Source organism: Stenotrophomonas sp. TWI377, from assembly GCF_039674525.1.
GTDB lineage: Bacteria > Pseudomonadota > Gammaproteobacteria > Xanthomonadales > Xanthomonadaceae > Stenotrophomonas.
The window spans coordinates 1-19,870 of sequence record NZ_JBDJNT010000015.1; the positions used below are offsets into that span (position 1 = coordinate 1).

The 19,870-nt window shown below is 67.1% G+C and carries 22 protein-coding genes; 10 read left to right on the plus strand and 12 right to left on the minus strand.

Annotated features, from left to right (window positions below; genetic code table 11):
• Positions 1-87 precede the first annotated feature (87 nt).
• A complete protein-coding gene (gene gph / locus ABE546_RS13260; RefSeq protein WP_313220137.1) occupies positions 88-738 on the minus strand; it encodes a phosphoglycolate phosphatase in 651 nt (216 codons plus the stop codon).
• A 191-nt stretch (positions 739-929) separates the two neighbouring features.
• Positions 930-1,832, minus strand: a complete 903-nt coding sequence (locus ABE546_RS13265) for a LysR family transcriptional regulator (RefSeq protein ID WP_313220057.1) — start codon at positions 1,830-1,832, stop codon at positions 930-932.
• Between the two features lie 96 nt (positions 1,833-1,928).
• Here ABE546_RS13265 and ABE546_RS13270 point away from each other — a divergent pair, with 96 nt between their 5' ends.
• Positions 1,929-2,567, plus strand: a complete 639-nt coding sequence (locus ABE546_RS13270) for an NAD(P)H-binding protein (RefSeq protein WP_346464018.1) — start codon at positions 1,929-1,931, stop codon at positions 2,565-2,567.
• Between the two features lie 143 nt (positions 2,568-2,710).
• The gene (locus tag ABE546_RS13275) at positions 2,711-3,625 is read left to right on the plus strand and encodes an MBL fold metallo-hydrolase (protein ID WP_346464108.1); all 915 of its coding nucleotides are present in this window, start codon (positions 2,711-2,713) and stop codon (positions 3,623-3,625) included.
• A gap of 457 nt (positions 3,626-4,082) precedes the next feature.
• Here the strand turns inward: ABE546_RS13275 and dinB are convergent, their stop codons facing one another.
• On the minus strand, positions 4,083-5,165 hold the full coding sequence (gene dinB, locus ABE546_RS13280; protein ID WP_313220059.1) for a DNA polymerase IV: 1,083 nt from the start codon (positions 5,163-5,165) through the stop codon (positions 4,083-4,085).
• Between the two features lie 231 nt (positions 5,166-5,396).
• Here dinB and fabA point away from each other — a divergent pair, with 231 nt between their 5' ends.
• Entirely contained in the window at positions 5,397-5,912 is a 516-nt protein-coding gene (gene fabA / locus ABE546_RS13285; protein WP_070471641.1) for a 3-hydroxyacyl-[acyl-carrier-protein] dehydratase FabA, read from the plus strand.
• Positions 5,912-7,120, plus strand: a complete 1,209-nt coding sequence (gene fabB / locus ABE546_RS13290) for a beta-ketoacyl-ACP synthase I (protein ID WP_282263386.1) — start codon at positions 5,912-5,914, stop codon at positions 7,118-7,120. Before fabA ends, fabB begins: the two co-directional genes overlap by 1 nt.
• A 76-nt stretch (positions 7,121-7,196) precedes the next feature.
• Here fabB and ABE546_RS13295 read toward each other — a convergent pair whose 3' ends face one another.
• From ABE546_RS13295 to ABE546_RS13305, 3 genes are read right to left on the minus strand one after another with little or no spacing between them, the layout of a single operon-like run.
• Positions 7,197-7,889, minus strand: coding sequence for an HAD family phosphatase (locus ABE546_RS13295; protein ID WP_313220060.1), 693 nt, complete (start codon positions 7,887-7,889; stop codon positions 7,197-7,199).
• Positions 7,886-8,590: a pseudouridine synthase gene (locus tag ABE546_RS13300; protein ID WP_123731283.1), complete on the minus strand. Its 705-nt coding sequence runs from the start codon at positions 8,588-8,590 to the stop codon at positions 7,886-7,888. The genes ABE546_RS13295 and ABE546_RS13300 overlap by 4 nt, the downstream gene beginning before the upstream one ends.
• Entirely contained in the window at positions 8,587-9,708 is a 1,122-nt protein-coding gene (locus tag ABE546_RS13305) for a class I SAM-dependent methyltransferase (protein WP_346464020.1), read from the minus strand. Before ABE546_RS13305 ends, ABE546_RS13300 begins: the two co-directional genes overlap by 4 nt.
• 142 nt (positions 9,709-9,850) lie before the next feature.
• Here ABE546_RS13305 and ABE546_RS13310 point away from each other — a divergent pair, with 142 nt between their 5' ends.
• The gene (locus tag ABE546_RS13310; protein WP_346464022.1) at positions 9,851-10,114 is read left to right on the plus strand and encodes a hypothetical protein; all 264 of its coding nucleotides are present in this window, start codon (positions 9,851-9,853) and stop codon (positions 10,112-10,114) included.
• A gap of 30 nt (positions 10,115-10,144) precedes the next feature.
• Here ABE546_RS13310 and ABE546_RS13315 read toward each other — a convergent pair whose 3' ends face one another.
• Both ABE546_RS13315 and ABE546_RS13320 read right to left on the minus strand, forming a co-directional pair.
• Positions 10,145-10,435 carry a DUF3247 family protein gene (locus ABE546_RS13315; RefSeq protein ID WP_313211770.1) on the minus strand — a complete coding sequence of 97 codons (291 nt, stop codon included), beginning with the start codon at positions 10,433-10,435 and terminating at the stop codon, positions 10,145-10,147.
• Positions 10,436-10,500: 65 nt separating this feature from the next.
• Positions 10,501-12,513, minus strand: a complete 2,013-nt coding sequence (locus ABE546_RS13320) for an ATP-binding protein (RefSeq protein WP_313220062.1) — start codon at positions 12,511-12,513, stop codon at positions 10,501-10,503.
• 207 nt (positions 12,514-12,720) lie between these two features.
• On the opposite strand from ABE546_RS13320, the gene ABE546_RS13325 reads away from it, so the two are divergent.
• On the plus strand, positions 12,721-13,287 hold the full coding sequence (locus tag ABE546_RS13325) for a DUF3016 domain-containing protein (protein ID WP_313211768.1): 567 nt from the start codon (positions 12,721-12,723) through the stop codon (positions 13,285-13,287).
• Positions 13,288-13,362: 75 nt separating this feature from the next.
• On the opposite strand, the gene alr is transcribed toward ABE546_RS13325, so the two are convergent.
• Together alr and ABE546_RS13335 are read right to left on the minus strand one after the other, a co-directional pair.
• Complete coding sequence (gene alr, locus ABE546_RS13330) at positions 13,363-14,436, minus strand: alanine racemase (protein ID WP_346464024.1); 1,074 nt, start codon at positions 14,434-14,436, stop codon at positions 13,363-13,365.
• Complete coding sequence (locus ABE546_RS13335) at positions 14,415-15,725, minus strand: D-amino acid dehydrogenase (protein WP_313211766.1); 1,311 nt, start codon at positions 15,723-15,725, stop codon at positions 14,415-14,417. The genes alr and ABE546_RS13335 overlap by 22 nt, the downstream gene beginning before the upstream one ends.
• Before the next feature lie 149 nt (positions 15,726-15,874).
• Here ABE546_RS13335 and ABE546_RS13340 point away from each other — a divergent pair, with 149 nt between their 5' ends.
• Positions 15,875-16,354 carry an Lrp/AsnC ligand binding domain-containing protein gene (locus tag ABE546_RS13340; RefSeq protein ID WP_046272909.1) on the plus strand — a complete coding sequence of 160 codons (480 nt, stop codon included), beginning with the start codon at positions 15,875-15,877 and terminating at the stop codon, positions 16,352-16,354.
• Positions 16,355-16,440: 86 nt separating this feature from the next.
• On the opposite strand, the gene ABE546_RS13345 is transcribed toward ABE546_RS13340, so the two are convergent.
• Positions 16,441-16,611, minus strand: coding sequence for a lana protein (locus tag ABE546_RS13345; RefSeq protein ID WP_121042445.1), 171 nt, complete (start codon positions 16,609-16,611; stop codon positions 16,441-16,443).
• Between the two features lie 173 nt (positions 16,612-16,784).
• Positions 16,785-17,201: a classical arabinogalactan protein 4 gene (locus ABE546_RS13350; protein ID WP_313211765.1), complete on the minus strand. Its 417-nt coding sequence runs from the start codon at positions 17,199-17,201 to the stop codon at positions 16,785-16,787.
• Between the two features lie 127 nt (positions 17,202-17,328).
• On the opposite strand from ABE546_RS13350, the gene msrB reads away from it, so the two are divergent.
• The 3 genes from msrB (at position 17,329) to motB (ending at position 19,699) form a co-directional block, all read left to right on the plus strand.
• Positions 17,329-17,796, plus strand: coding sequence for a peptide-methionine (R)-S-oxide reductase MsrB (gene msrB, locus ABE546_RS13355; RefSeq protein WP_313211764.1), 468 nt, complete (start codon positions 17,329-17,331; stop codon positions 17,794-17,796).
• Between the two features lie 91 nt (positions 17,797-17,887).
• Entirely contained in the window at positions 17,888-18,742 is an 855-nt protein-coding gene (gene motA / locus ABE546_RS13360; protein WP_313211763.1) for a flagellar motor stator protein MotA, read from the plus strand.
• 9 nt (positions 18,743-18,751) lie between these two features.
• Positions 18,752-19,699 (plus strand): flagellar motor protein MotB, encoded by a 948-nt coding sequence (gene motB / locus ABE546_RS13365; protein WP_313211762.1) that lies wholly within the window; start codon positions 18,752-18,754, stop codon positions 19,697-19,699.
• Positions 19,700-19,870 lie beyond the last annotated feature (171 nt).

The window sequence follows — 19,870 nt, forward strand, 5'->3', positions numbered from 1 at the left end:
CACCCTGCCCGGGCGGGGGCCGCCGGGGGGTCGCACATATTTTACCGGTGTTGGTGCCGCCGGGTGGCCCCCCCACGCCCGAAGGCCTTACAACGCCAACAATTCCCGCAGATCATCCACCACGGCAACCGCCTCGACGTTGTCCAGATCCAGGCCACGCGGATACCCATAGCGCACCAGCGCCACCGGCATCCCGGCATCCACGGCAGCGCGGTAATCGGTGATCGAATCACCCACCATCAAGGCGGCCTCGACGGCCACCTCGAACTGCGCGGCGATATGCCGCAACGGCGCACCACTGGGCTTGCGCTCCGGCAAGGAATCCCCACCCAGCACCAGTGCGAACACGTCCTGCAGACCGAAGTGCTGCAGCAGCGGCGCCACCAGTGCGGACGGCTTGTTGGTGCAGATCGCCAGCGTCACCGAACGCTTGCGCAAGGCAGCCAACGTTTCGGCCACGCCATCAAACAGGCGCGGGCTGCGCAACAGGCACGCCTCGTAGTGGCGCATGAAACCGGGCATCACCTCGTCCAGATCGATATCGCTGCCGGCCGCGGTAAACGCCTGCTCAACGAGCCGCCGCACGCCATCACCGATCCACGTCAACACCGTCGCCTCCGGCACGCGCGGCAACTGCCAGTCCTGCAGCGTGCGGTTGAGCGCTTCGGCGATATCGGCCGCGCTGTCCACCAGCGTGCCATCCAGATCGAACACCACCAACGGATACGGATACGACAAGACAATGCTCACTTCCACAGCAGGGAAGCGCCATTGTACGGAGGTGCGTGTGTGATGCCGATGCACGCCCGGGTAGAGCCGACCGTTGGTCGGCTGCACGCGCCCGCTGCGGTTGCGGGTGCACGGCGTGCTGATGCGCGGTTGCCGGATCAAGTGCAGCGGACCAACGGTCGGCTCTACCGGGGCCGCGTTTACAGCTGCGCCAGGAACGCCGGGCTGGCAAAGCGTTCCACCAGGAAATCCAGGAAGCTGCGCATGATCGTCGGCAGCTGCCGGCGTGAGGCGTACACCGCGTACAGGCCCAGCAGTTCGACTTCATGGTCCGGCAGTACGGCGACCAGTTCCCCCGCGTGCAGCAGCGGTGCGATCTGATACATCGGCAGCATCGCGATGCCCGCACCGGCACGCACCGCTTCCAGCAGCAACGACGCTTCGTTTGCACTGATGTTGCCCCCCACCGCCACCGCGATCTTCCGTCCGTCGCGTTGCAGATGCCACACGCTCTTGCCGACGTAGTGGTGCGTCAGACAGTTGTGCGTGGCCAGTGCGTCGGCGGTGGTCGGCGTACCGCGCTCTGCGAGGTACGACGGCGCCGCGCACAGCACCGAGCGGCACTGCCCCAGCGGACGCGCGATCAGGCTCGGGTCGATCGCGCGCGAGATGCGCACGGCGATGTCCACGCGCTCCTCCACCAGGTTGACCACCCGATCCACCAGCAGCAGTTCAACGCGTGTGAGCGGATGCCGTTTGACGAACTCGGCCACCGCCGCCGCCAGATGGTTCTGCCCGAACGACACGCTCGCGGTGACCCGCAGCAGGCCATGCGGCTCGGGATTGTCCGTGGCCAGCTCCCCGCGCAGCTCATCGCCGATCGCCAGCATCTGCCGGAAGCGCAGCAGCGCCGCTTCTCCCGGCCCCGTCAGGCTGATCCGGCGCGTGGTCCGGTGCAGCAGACGCGCCCCCAGCCAGCGCTCCACCTCGGCCAGATAGCGCGTCACCATCGCCCGCGACATCTCCAGCGCCTCGGCCGCAGCGGTCAGGCTGCCACGCTCGGCCACCTCGACGAACACGTTCATGGCAGTCATCCGGTCCATTTGATCGATCCGTGCAACAAATTAGGCCGTTATACGCGGTTTTTCGTTCGATTCCAGAGGCATACGCTGGCCTTCCTTCCTCAACGGACGTCCCCCATGAAAATCGCTCTCGTTGGTGCCACCGGCAACATCGGCCGTGAAATCACCCGCCAGGCCCTCGCCCGCGGCCACCAGGTCACCGCCATCGTCCGCCGTGAGACTGACCTCCCGGCGGAACTGGACGGCGCCCAGCTGGCCGTGGCCGCGCTCGACGACATCGATGCCCTGGCCGCTGTGAGCGCCGGCCATGACGTCCTGGCCAGCGCCTTCGGCCCGCGCCCGGGCGATGCCCCCACCACGGTGACCACGACCAGTGCGGCCCTGGTCGCCGCGGCGCGCCAGGCCGGCGTTCCCCGCTTCATCATGGTCGGTGGCGCCGGCAGCCTGGAAGTCGCCCCCGGTGTGCAGCTGGTGGACACCGAGGGCTTCCCGGACGCCTATAAGCCGGTCGCCCTGGCCGCCCGCGAGACGCTCAAGCAGCTCCGCGCCGTCGACGACCTCGACTGGACGTTCTACTCCCCCGCCGCCGAAATCGGCCCCGGCCCGCAGCGCGGCGGCTTCCGCACCCAGGCGAAGAACTTCCTGGTCGGCGATGACGGCCACAGCCGGATCAGCTACGCCGACTACGCCGACGCCTTCGTCAGCGAAATCGAAACCCCGCAATACGTGCGGCAGATCGCCACGGTTGCGTACTGACCAGGCCGCCGATCTGGACGCAGCCGACCAACGGTCGGCTCTACCGGCCCCGGTGTCATGTCGGGGCCGTTCCCCCCGGTGTCATGTCGGGGCCGTCCCGCCCCGGTGTGATACCGGGGCCGCGCTGCACAGGACTTCTTGAAATGCAGAACGTTTCCCGCACGACCCTGGCCCTGGCGTTGACGCTCGGTACCGCGCTCGCCATGAGCCCACCGGCCATCAGCCACGCCGCTGCGGCCACCGCCGAAGCCCACGCGCTGCAGGTGCAGCCCTACCACCCCGGCGACAAGGCGCTGTTTTCGGTCGCGTCCACCCTGATCACCGGCCGCCACGACGCGATCCTGGTCGACGCCCAGTTCGCCGCCACCGATGCCGCGCAACTCGTCCAGCGTATCCGCGATTCCGGCAAACGGCTGACCACGATCTACATCAGCCACGGCGACCCCGACTACTACTTCGGCCTGGCCACGCTGCAGGACGCCTTCCCCGACGCCCGCATCCTCGCCACCCCTGCGACCGTCGCCCACATCAACGCCACCCAGGCCGCCAAACTCGCCTACTGGGGCCCGCAGATGGGCGCAGCCAAGCCCAGCCGCATCGTCATCCCCACCCCACTGGACGGCGACACCCTCACCCTCGAAGGCCAACCGATCAAGATCATCGGCCTCACCGGCCCCACCCCGGACCGCACCGTCCTGTGGATCCCCGCCCTGCGCACCGTCCTCGGCGGCATCCCCATCGTCGCCGGCGAACACGTCTGGATGGCCGACACCCAAAGCGCCCAATCGCACGCGCACTGGCTGCAGACACTGGCAACCATCAAGGCGCTGAAGCCCACCCGCGTCATCCCCGGCCATTACGCAGCCGATGCCCCCCTCGACATCAGCGCAGTGGATTTCACCGCCGACTACATCCGCGCGTTCGACGAAGAAACCGCACGCAGCAAAGACGCCAACGCACTGATTGCCGCGATGAAAAAACGCTATCCAAATCTGGCGGGCGAGAGCTCACTGGAACTGAGCGCGAAGGTCGCCAAGGGTGAAATGCAGTGGCCGTAATAGCGCGAAAATAAAAGGTTTGGCGGCCCGAAGGCGACACGATCACCACGCGTGGGTGAGCCCGCGTGGGTGAGAGCTCCGCCGTCGATGCACATGCGCGCCGTGCCGGCACGAGGTTCCCGTCATTGCCGACATCAACGTCGTCAAAGAGAGTCGAGAGGCCACAGCGGTGCGGCCCCAAAGAGCGACGTCTTCAGTGGCATTGGGGAAGGGCAGTGCGCCTCTTCCATGCGCACCGACCCAGTGTCGGGGGGACGACGCGGGTGGGGTATCGGGACCGTGTGTTGCCATGGATGGCAACACACGAGCTTACAGGGACGTACTTGCAGCGGGTCCCGATACCCCACCCGCGTCGTCCCAAACCCTCATCACCCGGACCCCAGCGCCTCAGCCGTTGCCTCAGCCGTTGCCGTTGCCGTTGCCGTTGCCGTTGCCGTCACCGCAAACAGAAAAACCGTCAGCCATCACCCAGGTGATCAAACAACCCCGGCTGGCGCACCACCTCCCGCTCCCGGAAGCCCCCCAACCCCACCCCCACCAACCGATACCGCGTCTCCAATGGCAACTCCACCCGCGCCCGCAGCCCCAACGCAATATCGCGCAGTTCCTCCAACGAATCCGGCGGCGACTCCGGCGTAAAACTCCGCGTAATGATCCGGAACTGCGACGTCTTCAACTTCAGCACCACCGTATGTCCCACCCGGTCCGTCTTGCGCGTCGCCAGCCATGTCTTCTCCGCCAACTGCACGATCGCCGGCGCCAGATCCTCCAACAACAGATCCTCGGCGAACGTATCCTCCGACGAAATCGACTGCACCGGCTGATCCGGTTCCACCGGGCGCTCATCCACACCGCGCGCCCGATTGAACAACCGTCCGCCGAACGTCCCGAACCGCGCCTCCAGTTCCTCCAGCGGCAGCGCACGCAGATCACCCACCGTCGCCACCCCCAGCTCGGCCAGCTTCGCCGCCATCACCTTGCCCACGCCCGGCACACGATTCACCGGCAGCGGCGTCAGAAACTGCTCGATACGATGCGGCGGCACCACGAACTGCCCATCCGGCTTGCGCCAATCCGAGGCGATCTTGGCCAGGAACTTGTTCGGCGCGATCCCCGCCGAGGCAGTCAGCTGCGTCTCTTCGCGGATCTGCGCGCGGATGATCTGCGCGATCTCCGTCGCCACCGTCATCCCGCCTTTGTGCTCGGTCACATCCAGATACGCCTCATCCAGCGACAACGGCTCCACCAGATCCGTATGCCGCAGGAAAATCTCGCGTACCTGGCGTGACACCGCCTTGTAGCGGGCGAAATCCGGCGGCACGAACACCGCCTCCGGACACAGCCGCTCCGCGCGCAGCGCAGGCATCGCCGAACGCACGCCAAACACACGCGCCTCGTACGAGGCTGCGCACACCACCGAACGCATGCCCCGCCACGCCACCACCACCGGTTTGCCCCGCAAGGAAGGGTCGTCACGCTGCTCCACGGACGCGTAAAACGCATCCATGTCGACGTGAATGATCTTGCGGGGGCGGGACACGGGCGTTGGCACTCGGATTCAGATGAACAAGATTACAGCCACACGCCGCAGTATGGTTGTTGGATAACAACAACATGCGTTTTTGAACCTGAAAACACTACGGCGGCGTACGGTTAAAACGTTTGATTGAATCACTTTTTCTCATGCACTCTTGAGCACTTGCTTCATGCAAGAGCAGTCGACCTGTGGTCGGCTCACCCCGATGACAACTTCCTCAGGATTGCGTTTTCCATGACTCGTCTCAACGCGTTCTCGCGCGACCAGCTGCTGGCCAGCGCCCGCGGTGAACTGTTCGGCCCGGGCAGCGGCCGCCTGCCCAATGATCCGATGCTGATGTTCGATCGCATCACCGATATCCGCGAGGACGGCGGTCCCCATGGCAAAGGCATGGTACGCGCGGAACTGGATATCCGCCCTGACCTGTGGTTCTTCGACTGCCACTTCCTCGGCGACCCGGTCATGCCCGGTTGCCTGGGCCTGGATGCCATGTGGCAGCTGACCGGCTTCTTCCTGACCTGGATCGGTGCGCCCGGCCGTGGCCGTGCCCTGGGCTGCGGCGAAGTCAAATTCACCGGCCAGGTACTGCCGAGCGCCAAGCGCGTCACCTACGAAATCGATATCTCGCGCGTCATCAACCGCAAGCTGGTGATGGCACAGTCCGACGCCCGCATGCTGGTGGACGGTCGCGAAATCTACTCTGCCAAAGACCTGCGTGTAGGTCTGTTCACTTCCACTGAGAACTTCTGATGCGTCGCGTCGTCATTACCGGAATGGGCATCACTTCGTGCCTGGGCAACGATCTGGACACCGTGTCCTCCGCACTGCGTGAAGGCCGCGCCGGCATCCGCCACCTGCCCGATCATGCCGAAGCCGGCCTGCGCAGCCATGTCGGCGGCAACATCGAGCTCGACCTGGATGCGCAGATCGACCGCAAGGTGAAGCGCTTCATGAGCGATGCCTCGGCGTATGCGTACATCGCCATGCGCGACGCGATCGCCGATGCCGGCCTGGACGAGGCGCAGGTCGCCAACCCGCGGACCGGCCTGATCGCCGGCTCCGGCGGCGGCTCCAGCCAGTGGCAGGTCGAATCGGCCGACATCCTGCGCGCCCGTGGCGTGCGCAAGGTCGGCCCGTACATGGTGCCGCGCACGATGTGCTCGACCGTGTCGGCCTGCCTGGCCACCGCGTTCCAGATCAAGGGCCTGAGCTACTCGCTGTCGGCCGCCTGCGCCACCTCCGCGCATTGCATCGGCGCCGCTGCGGATCTGATCCGTCATGGTGCGCAGGACGTGATGTTCGCCGGTGGCGGTGAAGACCTGCACTGGTCGATGAGCGTGATGTTCGATGCGATGGGCGCCCTGTCGACCCGCTTCAACGACACGCCAGCCTCGGCCTCGCGCCCGTACGACAAGGACCGCGACGGCTTCGTCATCGCCGGCGGCGGCGGCATGCTGGTGCTGGAAGACTACGACCACGCCGTGGCCCGTGGCGCGCGCATCTATGCCGAGCTGGTCGGTTACGGCGTCACCTCCGACGGTGCCGACATGGTCGCCCCGTCCGGTGAAGGCGCGGTGCGCTGCATGAACATGGCGATGGAGCACATCACCGCCCCGATCGACTACCTCAACACGCATGGCACCTCGACCCCGCTGGGCGACGTCACCGAGTTGAAGGCCGTGCGCGAAGTGTTCGGCGAGAGCATCCCGCCGCTGTCCTCGACCAAGGCGCTGTCGGGCCACTCGCTGGGTGCGGCAAGCGTGCATGAAGCGATCTACTGCCTGCTGATGATGCGCGATGGCTTCATCGCCGGCTCGGCCAACATCGGCGAGCTGGACCCGCTGGTGGAAGGCTTCCCGATCGTGCGCGAGACGCAGCCGGCACAGCTGAACACCGTGATGTCCAACAGCTTCGGCTTTGGCGGCACGAATGCGGCGCTGGTGTTCAGCCGCCTCTGACGGCAGCCTGTGTCCGCATGAAAAAGCCCGGCCATGTGCCGGGCTTTTTCGTGGTCCAGACGGGCAACGCCGTTGGTTATCGGGCGCGGGTCACCGGCAGCAGCGGCACCAACAACTGCCGTGCGTCCAGCAGTGAATCCACGATGCGATGCCCCAGCGCACGCAGTTCCTCATCCGGATGCACCAGGTCCGGCACCTGGATCGCCGTCATGCCCGCCCCCACTGCCGCGCGGATACCGGCCGGGGAGTCTTCCAGCGCCAGGCAGCGCGCCGGGTCCTTGCCCAGCTTCTGCGCGGCCAGCAGGTAGATGTCCGGGGCAGGCTTGGGATGCGACACATCGCTGCTGGTCACCACCACCTCGAAGAACGGCAGCAGCCCGGCCGCTGCCAGCTTGCGCGAGGCACGCGGCTGGCGGGTGGAGGTCGCCACCGCACGCGGAACGCCGTGATCGTGCAGCAGCTGCAGGATCTCCAGGATGCCGGGGCGCAGCGGCAGCCCCTGCTGCGTGCGCGCTTCGTACAGGTCGTGGCAGCGCGCGAACAGCGCGGCGACCTGCTCGGCATTCACCGTCTGCAGCAGCAGGCGTTCGCAATCGCGGTCGCCCAGGCCCACCATGCGCAGCCAGAACCCCTCCGGGAAGGGCAGTGCCAGTTCCTGCGCGGCCTGCGACCAGCACGCGATGGAGACGCGCTCGCTGTCGATCATCAGGCCGTCCATGTCGAAGATGACGGCGTCGGGCAGGAACGGCAGCGCGGCGAAGGCCGTCATGGGACGTTGAACAGCGTCTCGAGATCGGCCGCATCCAGCATGCGCCACTCACCTTCAGGCAGCTCGCCCAGCGAGAGCCCACCGATGCGGCTGCGGTGCAGCGCCTCGACGTGGTTGCCAACGGCCGCGAACATCCGGCGGGCCTGGTGGTAACGGCCCTCGTGCAGGACCAGCTGCGCCTGGCGCGGACCGTTCACGTGCAGCTCGGCCGGCAGCAGCGGCTTGTCATCCGATTCCAACAGCAGGCCGCCGCTGGCGAAACGCGCGGTTTCATCGCCGCGCAGATCTTCGGCCAGGGTGACCTCGTAGGCCTTGTCCAGGCGCGACTTCGGCGACACGATCCGGTGCAGCAGCGCGCCGTCGTCGGTCATCAGCAGCATGCCGCTGGTGTCGCGGTCCAGGCGGCCCACCGAGGACAGCACCGGCGCGCGGTCGCGGTAACGCGGCGGCAGCAGGTCGTAGATCAGCCGGCCCTTGTCCTTGGTCGAACAGGTGTAGCCGCGCGGCTTGTGCAGCAGCAGGGTCAGCCCCTGCGGCGGGTCCAGCGGCTCGCCCTCGACCCGGATCGCCTCATGCGCGACCGCGTCATCGGCGTACAGCACCTCGCCCTCGGCATCGGTGATCAGGCCGGCGCGGAACATCCCCTGCACCTGCTTGCGGCTGCCATAGCCCAGGTTGGCCAACAGCTTGACCAGCTTCATGCGCGGCCTCCGCGGCCCCACTTCGGCTCGGTGCTGCGCGGCGTGCGGACCGGCGTGGCGCTCTTGCTGGCCTTGGTCGCTTCGATCAGCTTGAAGCCATCGCGCTCGGCAGCCACGCGGACCTGGCCGAAGCTCTCATTGAGGATCTGCTCGTACGGCAGGTGGCGGTTGGCCACCAGCCACATCCGGCCGCCCGGGCGCAGCGCCTGTGCGGCCACGGCGATGAAGCGCTGGCCGATGTCGGGGCGATCCGCGCGCGACGGGGTGTGGAACGGCGGGTTGGTCACGATGAAGTCGTACTCGCCCTCGATCCCGGCGGTGACGTCCTGCCAGTGATAGGCCAGCGCCGCCGGCTTGCCGAGCGCGGCGAGGTTCTCGCGGGCCAGCGCCAGCGCGCGGCCTTCGGCCTCGTACAGGTCCAGCGCGGTCACGTTCGGGCAGCGCGCCAGCACTTCGGCCGAGAGATAGCCGAAGCCGGCGCCCAGATCGGCCCCACGCCCAGCCAGATCGGCCGGCAGCTGCTCGACCAGCAGCGCGGAAGCCGGGTCGATGCGGTCCCAGGCGAAGATGCCCGGGCGGCTCTGGAAGCGGCCGCCAAGGATCGCGCGCGGCGCGTCCAGGGTGGCCCAGCGCTGCGCGAGCGCAGCGTCGTGCTGGCCGTTGAGCGGCGCCGTCCAGTAGGCACGGCAGTGGTTCTTGGTCAGCTTGCCGCCGAGGCCGGCCAACTGCTGCAGGTCGCCTTCGCCGGAGCGCGCGCCTTCGTTGTTGTGCTGGCAGGCCACCACGATGCCACCCGGGGCGGTCAGGGCCAGCGCACGGGCGAACAGGGCCTTGGCTTCCTCGCGCTGGCGCGGCGGCAGCACCAGCACCACGGCGTAGCGGGTGGCATCGCCGGCCAGCTGCTGCTCGTCACGCACGGTCCAGCCACTGGTTTCCAGGGCGTCGGCGAACGGGCGGAAGCTCTGTTCGCAGACCAGCTGCGCCGGCTGGGCATGCTCGCGCAGCGGTGCGCCATCGCGGGCGCGCAGGAACAGCACGGGGCCGGCCGGCCAGGACAGTGCGCCACTGGCGAAGGGCAGGAACAGGGTTTCCAGGGGAGCGTCGTGCTGGGCAGCCATGCGGGGGCACATCTTGAAAAGAGGCCGCCATTCTACCGGTTCGCCCCGCCCCACCCGGATTTGCGTTTATTCAACGTCCTGTTGATGCCCTGACAACATCCAAACCGGCAGGGTGGAGCCTCACTTCCCGTGGAGATGGCTCATGCGTGCATTGTTCGTCGGTGGCGTAGTCGACAACAGCGAGATGGACATGGAGGGCAGCCAGCCACCGGTGCATTACCCCGAAGACACCGGCGGCGGCCATTCCCGCTACCGCCTGCACCAGGTCGGCAAGACCGCCGATGGCAGCGTGGCCTACGCGGTCTATGGCGCCCCGGACCTGGCCGATGACGAGGTGGCCCGGATCGCCGAGGAACGGGCCTACGCGCGCCGCTTCGAGGCCGAGCCCAGCGAATTCACCCACTGAACCCTGCCCACCCGCACCTGCCCGCCGCGATCACTCGCGGTAGGGCAGCTGCCGGATGGCCTTGATCTGGTCCAGCCACACCACGTGCTGCTGGACCGGGGTATCCAGATCGTCCAACCGCAGCTGGCCATTGCTGCCTTCGTTCTCTTCGGCGTCGCGGTATTGCTGCAGCGTCGGCTGCACCGCGACGGTGCCCAGCAGGCGGCTGCCATCCTCAAGCGTGAGTTCGACCTGGGTCTGGCCGTGCAGCTGTGGCAGCAGGGCTTCCAGCGCCGCGATGGCGGCCGGATCGGTATGGATGCGGGGGGCGTAGCGGGACATGGCAACTCCTGTGGCGTGCGCCCCAGTGTGCCCGCGGCGGCGTCAACACGCCGCCAACGCAGGACTCAGCGCGTGCCGCCCAGGACACCGCGTACAGCGGCTACCAGCTGCGCGACCGAATACGGCTTGGCCACATGCTCCTGGAAGCCCGACGCCAACGCACGCTTGCGGTCGTCCGCACGTGCCAGCGCCGTCACCGCGACCGCAGGCAGTGCCTCCGGCTCGACGCCCATGTTGTCGCGCAGGGTGCGCACCAGCCCGTAACCGTCCATCCCGGGCATGCCGATATCGGTCAGCAGCGCATCGATGTCGTCATGGCCTTTCTCGTTGAGCAGTGCCAGCGCTTCGCCGGCCGAGGACGCCGTGGTGACCGAGGCGCCCTGCTCTTCCAGCAGCCGCCGGAGATACTCCAGTACTTCGGGCTGATCTTCCACAGCCAACAGGTGCAGGCCTTTGAGTGGGTACGGCTCGATGATCTGCTCGGTGATCGGGCCGCTGAACACTTCGCGCAGCGGACGACCGTCGGCCTGCGGCTGGTAGCGCGGCAGGCGCACGTTGAAGGTGGCCCCGTGGCCATGGCCGTCGCTGCTGGCTGCCACCGCACCGCCATGCAGCTCCACCAGCTGCTGCACGATCGCCAGGCCCAGGCCCAGGCCGCCATGCCGGCGCGTGGTCGTGCCGTCCGCCTGGCGGAACCGGCTGAACAGATGACGCAGGAACTCCGGCGCGATGCCGTCGCCGGAATCGGTGACGCTGATCGACCAGTGCCCGCCGTCCGCAGCCAGGGTCAGCACCACGCGCCCCTCGGCCGGGGTGAATTTGATCGCGTTGGAAAGCAGGTTCCACAGCACCTGCTGCAGGCGGGTGGCATCGCCGAGCACCAGACAGGGCTCGTCGGGCATCACCAGCTCCATCGACAACGCTTTGCCTTCGGCGACCAGCTCCTGCGCGCGCATCGCCTCTTCCAGCTGCGCACGCAGATCCAGCATTTCCACTTCCAGCTGCACTTTGCCCAGCAGCATGCTGCTGAGGTCCAGCATGTCCGAGATCAACCGCTTCTGCGCCATCGCACTGTTGGCGATCACGCCCAGGCCCTTGTACATGGGGCTGGTGTTGTCGATGCGCTGCAGCAGCAGTTCGCTCCAGCCCAGGATGGTGGTCAGCGGGGTACGCAGCTCGTGCGAGAGCGTGGCCAGGAATTCATCCTTCAGCCGCGCCATGTTCTCGGCCGCGCTGCGCGCCGCACGTTCGGACTGCAGCAGTTCCTCGCGCGCCATTTCGATCTCGCGGCGCTCGGTCACATCCGGACTGCTGCCCGCCAGACCGATGAAACGGCCCATGCGCGAGAAGCGCGGCCGGGCGTTCATTTCCAGCCAGCGCCATTGGCCATCGGCGCGACGGCCGCGCACCAGTGCATGCATGGAGCGCTGCGATTTCAGCGCCTCCTGCAGTTCGTAATCGAACACCGAAGCATCATCGGGATGCACCAGGCCACGCCAGACATCATCCGGCACGCGCTGCTCATCGCCTCCAAAAAACTCGCTGAAGGCACTGTTGACGAAGCGCGAATGGCCGCGCTCATCCAGCACCCAGACCGGCATCGGCAGGCCATCGGCCAGCGCGCTGAAGCGCGCCTCGCTTTCGGCCAGCTCCACCTCGATGTGCTTGCGGTTGGTGATGTCGAAGAACACCACGGCCACCAGAGGCTCGTCCGGCTCGCCCACGCTGACCGCTTCCACCGAGTACCACCGGTTCAGCGCGCGCGCTTCCATCTCGAACTGCCGTGCCTGCCCGCTACGCGCCACCTCGCCATAGGTGCGGTACCAGTCGGATTCATGGCCGGGTTGCAGGCTGCTCATCCGCTGTCCGCAGACGTTGCTCAGCCCGGTATTGCGTGAAAACGCCTCGTTGACCTCGACAAACCGGTAGTCCACACCCACCCCGGCATCGTCGAAGATCACTTCGATGATGCAGAACCCCGCATTCAGGCGTTCAAGTACCGTGCGATACAGGGCCGGATCCGGCGATGAAGCCAGGAAGGAGGCGCGTTCCAACGTCGAGGTGGGCAGGCTGGGCAAGGGCGTCAATGAGGCAACTGGCGAAACAGAGGAGGACAGGATCGGCCAACGCGCGTATTCGCAGCGTCAAGCGCCGGGGGTCGGGGGCGGCCTGGGTGAATTGGCGCCAACCGCAGTGCCGGAGCATACACGCGTGGATTGTCCCTCACCCGGATCAGGATCACACTGGGTGCCTGATCCCCCTTGTGATCGCGCCCAGGAGTTGTCATGAACCGCACATCCCTGATCGCCGGCGCCCTGGCCGGCCTGCTGCTCATCGGCAGTGCCTCCGCCGCCCCACGCACCGTGACCGATCCGCAGGCCCCGCGCGCGCTCAAGGCGGAGGGTCCGGTCCAGGTGATGTGGACCGACCCGGCCCAGTTCACCGAGATCCGGCTGAGCAACAACCGCTTTGAAGCCGAACGTGGTGACTGGGTACAGCAGCTGGCCAAATACGTGCAGACCACCGCCAGCAAGGCACTGCAGCCCGGCCAGACGCTGGAGGTGACCTTCACCGACATCAAGCGCGCCGGCGATTACGAGCCGTGGCACGGCCCGCGCGCCAACGACATCCGGGTGATGCGCGATATCTACCCCCCGCGCGTGACCCTGACGTACACCCTGAAGGATGCCCAGGGACAGGTGATCGGCGAAGGTGAGCGCAAGCTGCAGGACACCGGCTACCTGCACAACATCGGACGGCAGAGCGACACCGACCCGCTGCGCTACGAGAAGCGCCTGCTGGATGATTGGATCCGGCGCGATCTGCGCAATGAGGCCACGGCCAATACCTGAGCCGTTGGCTCTGACAGGACGAAGGCGGCGCATCAGCGCCGCCTTTTTCATGCACCCGGCATCGCCGGTGGCGGCTCAGCCGTCAGCGTACTCGCGCACGACTCGCTTCACGCCGCACGGCAGCTGGTAGGCACTGACCCCGCACAGCGGCGCCAGGGCCTCGATGCGCGGCGCATCGCCCCACAGCGTCACCGTGCTGCCGATGCCGGCCTGCGGCAGGTGGGTCAGATCCACGGTGAGCATGTCCATCGAGACCCGACCGATCACGATGCCGGGCTGTCCATCAATGCGCACCGGGGTGCCGTTCGGCGCGAACTGCGGGTAGCCATCGGCATAGCCGAGGGCCACGACGCCCACCCGGGTCGGCCGCTGCGCGACGAAGCGCGCGCCATAGCCGACCGGCTCGCCGACCGCGATGTCGCGCACGGCAAAGATTTTCGACCGCATGGTCATCACCGGGCGCAGGCGCTCGGTCAGGGCCGTGTGCGCCGGCATCGGGTTGATCCCGTACAGCATCAGGCCTGGGCGCACCCAGTCACTGCGCACCTCCGGCCAGCCCAGCAGCGCCGGCGAGTTGCACAGGCTGGTCTGCCCGGTCAGGCCTTCGATGGCGGCCGCGAAGACGTCGGCCTGCTCGCGGGTGCGCGGGCTGTCCAGCTCGTCGGCACGCGCCATGTGGGTCATCAGCACCATCGGCCCGACATGCGCCAGCGCACTGAGCGTGGCGTGCGCGGCGCGGAACTCGTCCGGCCACAGGCCCAGGCGATGCATGCCACTGTCCAGCTTCAACCACACGGTGAGCGTGGCGGTGGTCGGAAACGCGGCCACCGCCTCCACCTGCCACGGAGCGCCAACCGCGAACCACAGGTCGTGCTCGACGATCAGCGGCAGTTCGTCGGCATCGAAGAAGCCTTCCAACAGCAGGATCGGGCCGGTGATACCGGCCGCCCGCAGTTCCAGCGCTTCCTCGATGCAGGCCACGCCGAACGCATCGGCCTCGGTCTGCAGCGCGCGGGCGCAGCGCACCGCACCGTGCCCGTAGGCATCGGCCTTGATCACCGCAACGGCCTTGCCGCCCCCCAGTTCGCGTGCCAGCCGGTAATTGCTGCGCAGCGCGTCCAGGTCAATCAACGCACGGGCTGGGCGCATGAACTCGACTCACGGTGACGGACGGACGCGGCATGGTGGGTGTAGCGGAAAATATCCAGGCCTTCGGTGCTGATCTGCGGCTGGCGGGCATCCATCAGGTCGGCCAGGTAGCGGCCGGAGCCGCAGGCCATGGTCCAGCCCAGGGTGCCGTGGCCGGTATTGAGGAACAGGTTGCGGTACGGCGTGGCGCCGACCACCGGGGTGCCGTCCGGCGTGGCCGGGCGCAGGCCGGTCCAGAACTCGGCGCGCGACAGGTCGCCGCCCTCCGGGTACAGATCGCGCACCACCTTCTCCAGCGTGGCGCGGCGGCGCGGCGAGAGGGACAGGTCGAACCCGCCCACTTCGGCCATGCCACCCACACGGATGCGGTCGTCAAAGCGGGTCACGGCCACCTTGTAGCTTTCATCCAGGATGGTCGAGGTCGGGGCCATCGCCGGGTCGGTGATCGGCAACGTCAGCGAGTAGCCCTTGAGCGGGTACACCGGCAGCTGCATGCCCAGCGGTGCGACCAGCGACGGCGAATAGCTGCCCAGCGCGACCACGTAGTGATCGGCGGTTTCCAGCTTGCCATCGATGCGTACACCGGTGATGCGGTCGCCCTCGCTCTGCAGGCCGGCGATGTCCTGGTCGAAGCGGAACTCCACCCCGGCATCGACGCACATCTGCGCCAGGCGACGGGTGAACAACTGGCAATCGCCGGTCTGGTCGCGCGGCAGGCGCAGCGCGCCGACCAGCTTGTCGGCCACGCCGGCCAGCGCCGGTTCGTGGGCGATGATGCCGTCGCGATCAAGCACCTCGTAGGGCACGCCGTATTGGGCCAGCACCTCGATGTCCTGCGCCGAGGCGTCCAGCTGCTGCTGGGTGCGGAACAACTGGGTGGTGCCCAGGTCGCGGCCTTCGAACTCGATGCCGGTCTCGCGGCGCAGCTCGTTGAGGCAGTCGCGGCTGTACTCGGACATGCGCACCATGCGCGCCTTGTTGATCGCATAGCGCTCATGCGTGCAGTTGCGCAGCATCTGCGCCAGCCAGCGGTACTGGTGCCAGTCCAGGCCCGGGCGGATGGCCAGCGGCGCATGCTCGGCGAACAGCCACTTGACGGCCTTGAGCGGCACGCCGGGCGCTGCCCACGGCGAGGTATAGCCGAACGACAGCTGGCCTGCGTTGGCGAAACTGGTTTCCAGCGCCGGACCGGGCTGGCGGTCGACGACCGTGACTTCAAACCCGGCCTGCCGCAGGTACCAGGCACTGGTCGTGCCGATCACACCGCTGCCAAGGACTAGAACGCGCATGACACCTCTCCAACCCGATCATTCCCTGCGCAGGAGCACGCCGGGACCATAATTGAGGAAGTATAGTCAGCCGCAACCAAGCAATTCGCCTGTTTTTCCAGCATCAGGCAGGGTATTGTCTCGCGAACATCCTTGAGAGGCTGACGCCGATGGCCACGCGTGCCCGTGAACTGGACAAGATCGACCGCAAGATCCTGCGCATCCTGCAGGCCGAGGGTCGGATCTCCTTCACCGAACTGGGCGAGCGGGTCGGGCTGTCGACCACGCCGTGCACCGAGCGCGTCCGCCGGCTGGAGCGCGACGGGGCCATCACCGGCTACTACGCCAAGCTTGATCCGCATTACCTCAAGGCCAGCCTGCTGGTGTTCGTGGAGATCAGCCTGGCCTACAAATCCGGCGACATCTTTGAAGAGTTCCGGCGCGCGGCGTTGAAGCTGCCCAATGTGCTGGAATGCCATCTGGTCTCGGGCGATTTCGACTACCTGCTCAAGGCCCGCATCAGCGAGATGGCCTCGTACCGCAAGCTGCTGGGCAGCACCTTGTTGACCTTGCCGCACGTGCGCGAATCCAAGAGCTACATCGTGATGGAAGAGGTCAAGGAGACCTTGACCCTGCCGATTCCAGATTGATCCGGTCGCGTGACTGAGTGGCGTGGCTGAAACGCAAAAAGGCGGCGCGCATGTGCGTACCGCCCTTGTTCATTGCGCCAAGCGCATCAGCGCTGCTGTTTCTGGTCCTGATGCTTCTGGTCCTGCTGCTTGCCGCCCTTCTGATTCTGCTGGTCCCACTGCTGCTGGTTCTGCTGGCCGGGCTTCTGGTTCTGTTGCTGACTGCCCTGCTGCTCCTGCGGCGTCTTGCCGGGACTGCGGTTCTGCTGGTTAGCCATGATTGCACTCTTCTCGAAAAACCTCGGGGGATGCGCTGTGTTGCGGCGCGGGTACAGGGTCCCGCCGATCCGGTTAATCACAGGCGAAAAAACAGTGAGGCCTTGCGTTGACGGGGATGACTGCGCGGGCGGCGATGTAAACCATTCATGTTGCCCGCCTGCCACCCCGGGAGTCAGGGCTTGATCTGTTGGCCGTCAGCGCTGGGGACGGCGTCGTAATAGCGGCCGGTGCGGGTATCGAGCACGCGGTTCGGGCCTACCTGCTTGACCCCCGGAATGATCCGGCCGTGGCGGTCGTAGACCTTGCTCTGCACGGCCGGGCCCTGCAGCGGTGCGGGCTGCGCGGGGCCTTTGCTTTGGATCGGGTGCGTGCGCAGCTGCTGCTGGGTCTGCGAGGACGACTTCACCGGGGCCATCCTGTCGGACAGGCTGTCGACCGGCACCGGTTGCACGGCCGGGGGCTGTGGCGCGCGCTGCGGCGTGACCACCGGCCGCGTCGCGGTGGGCGTGGGCGGCGGGCCGATCTGCGCGGCCGCGGTCAACGGCAGCAGCACCAGCAAGGCAGCGGCGAGGCGACGTGGGCGGTACATGGCGATCTCCCGGCGGCGGTTCAGGTCTTCACCATGCGCCGCCATGGGTATCAGCACGATGAATGCCCCGGCTTGAACCTCTACAGGCAACAGCCCAATCTACGTACCACATCAATAGGGAATGTTTATGACAGCTTTCGACCTTTCCCCGCCCACCGACGCCCAGCGCCAGGCCTTGGTGGCCGGCCTCAGCGCCGATGAGCAGCGCGTGCTGCTGCATCACGGCACCGAGGCGCCGTTCTGCGGGGTCTTCCTGGACAACAAGCAGGACGGGGTCTACGGCTGCCGGTTGTGCGGCCTGCCGCTGTTCCGCTCCAGCACCAAGTTCGACTCCGGCACCGGCTGGCCGAGCTTCTTCGCGCCCTTCGACCCGGCGCATGTCCGCGAGATCCGCGACGCCAGCCATGGCATGGTCCGCACCGAGATCGTCTGTGCGCGGTGTGACAGCCATCTCGGCCATGTTTTCCCGGATGGCCCGCCGCCGACCCATGAGCGCCACTGCCTGAACTCGGTCTCGCTGTCGTTCACGCCCAACGGGCAGGCCTATCCGGATCCGTTGCAGCGCGGGGGTGCGGAAGCCGAGCCGGCCGCCTGAATCCGGAAAAGTGTGACATCGAGCGAACACCCCCCTTCAGAAAGGGTGTGAAGGGGCCGACATGGAGGTATCCCCTTCCCGCGTCGGCCCCATGCTCATCATCGTTGGACTTCTCGTCGTCATCCTCAGCGTGCTCGGCGGTTACGTGGGGGCGCACGGCAAACTCGGCGCGCTGTGGCAGCCCTATGAACTGGTGATCATCGGCGGTGCGGCGCTGGGTGCGTTCCTGGTCGGCACCCCGGTCAAAACCGTGAAGCAGACCCTGAAGGCCACCGTGGGCGTGTTCAAGGGGCCGCGCTACAAGCAGCAGGACTACATCGACGTCCTGAGCCTGCTCTACGAACTGCTCAACAAGGCGCGCCGCGAAGGCTTCATGGCGCTGGAAGACCACGTCGAGCGCCCGGCCGAGAGCAGTATCTTCGCCAATTACCCCAAGGTGCAGGCCGACCATCACCTGGTCGACTTCATCACCGATTGTCTGCGCCTGATGATCGGCAGCAACATCGAGCCGCACGAGCTGGAACCGCTGCTGGAGATGGAGCTGGAGAAGCACCATGGCGAGGCGATGCAGCCGGCCGCGGTGCTCAACAAGGTCGCCGACGGCCTGCCCGGCTTCGGCATCGTCGCCGCGGTGCTGGGCATCGTGATCACCATGGGCTCGATCGGCGGGGAAATCACTGAAGTCGGCGCGCACGTCGCCGGCGCGCTGGTCGGCACCTTCCTGGGCATCCTGCTGGCCTATGGCTTCGTCGGCCCGCTGGCCTCGGCCGTGGAAGCGCGCGCCGAACAGGACGCACGCATCTACGAATCGGTGAAGACCGCCCTGCTGGCCTGCCTGCGCGGCTACAACCCGAAGATCGCGCTGGAATTCGCCCGCAAGACCCTGCCGTCCAACGTGCGCCCGGGCTTCAGCGAGTTCGAACAGCACCTCAAGACGGTCAAGTAAGGCAGCGCCATGGCCGAGACCAAACCCACCGTCATCGTCCGCCGGGTCAAGAAGGCCGGGCATGCCGCGCACCATGGCGGCGCCTGGAAAGTGGCCTATGCCGACTTCGTGACCGCGATGATGGCCTTCTTCCTGGTGCTGTGGCTGATGGCCGCCACCAGCAAGCCGGAGCGCGCGGCAATCTCCGAGTACTTCCGCAACCCCAGCCCGCTGGCCGGCAGCAGTTCCACCCCGGCCCCGGGCATGGCCGGCCCGGGCGGCGCCAGCACCTCGATGATCAAGCTGGGCGGCGCGACCGACATCTCGCGCGGCAACAGCAACGATCCCTTCCAGAACCAGCAGGCCTCCAGGCCGGTGCCGCAGCAGGACGAGCGCGAGCGCGAAAAACGCCAGCTCGAAGCGCTCAAGCAGGAGCTGGAAGAAGCGATCAGCAAGAGCCAGGCGCTGGAGCCGTTCAAGGACCAGCTGCTGCTCGACCTCACCCCCGAAGGCCTGCGCATCCAGATCGTGGACAAGCAGAACCGCCCGATGTTCGACATGGGCAGCGCCTCGCTCAAGCCGTATACGCGCGAGATCCTGCGCGAGCTGTCGCAGTTCATCAACCACGTGCCGAACCGGATCAGCATCACCGGCCATACCGACATCACTGCCTACAACGCGGCCCATGGCTACAGCAACTGGGAGCTCAGCGCCGACCGCGCCAACGCCGCCCGGCGGGCCCTGCTGGATGGCGGCATGACCGAAGACAAGGTGACCCGTGTGGTCGGCCTGTCCTCCTCGGTGCTGTTCGACCGCACCCAGCCGGACAACCCGATCAACCGCCGGATCAGCATCGTGGTGATGACCAAGGCGGCCGAAGCGGCGGCCCTGGCCGGTGCCGGGCAGGAAGTGGCGCTGTCGCCCACCGCTGCCGACGCCGATATCCAGGCGACGCTTGCGCCGGCTGTCGCGCCTTAAGGGGCGCGGCGGCGGCGGCTGCAGAGGGAATTCAGGGAATCCGTGGAGCCGGCCAGCGGCCGGGGATATGCGCCCTTCACGGAATGCGTGGAGCCGGCCAGCGGCCGGGGATATGCGCCCTTTACGGAATGCGTGGAGCCGGCCAGCGGCCGGCACTACAATGGGTCTTCC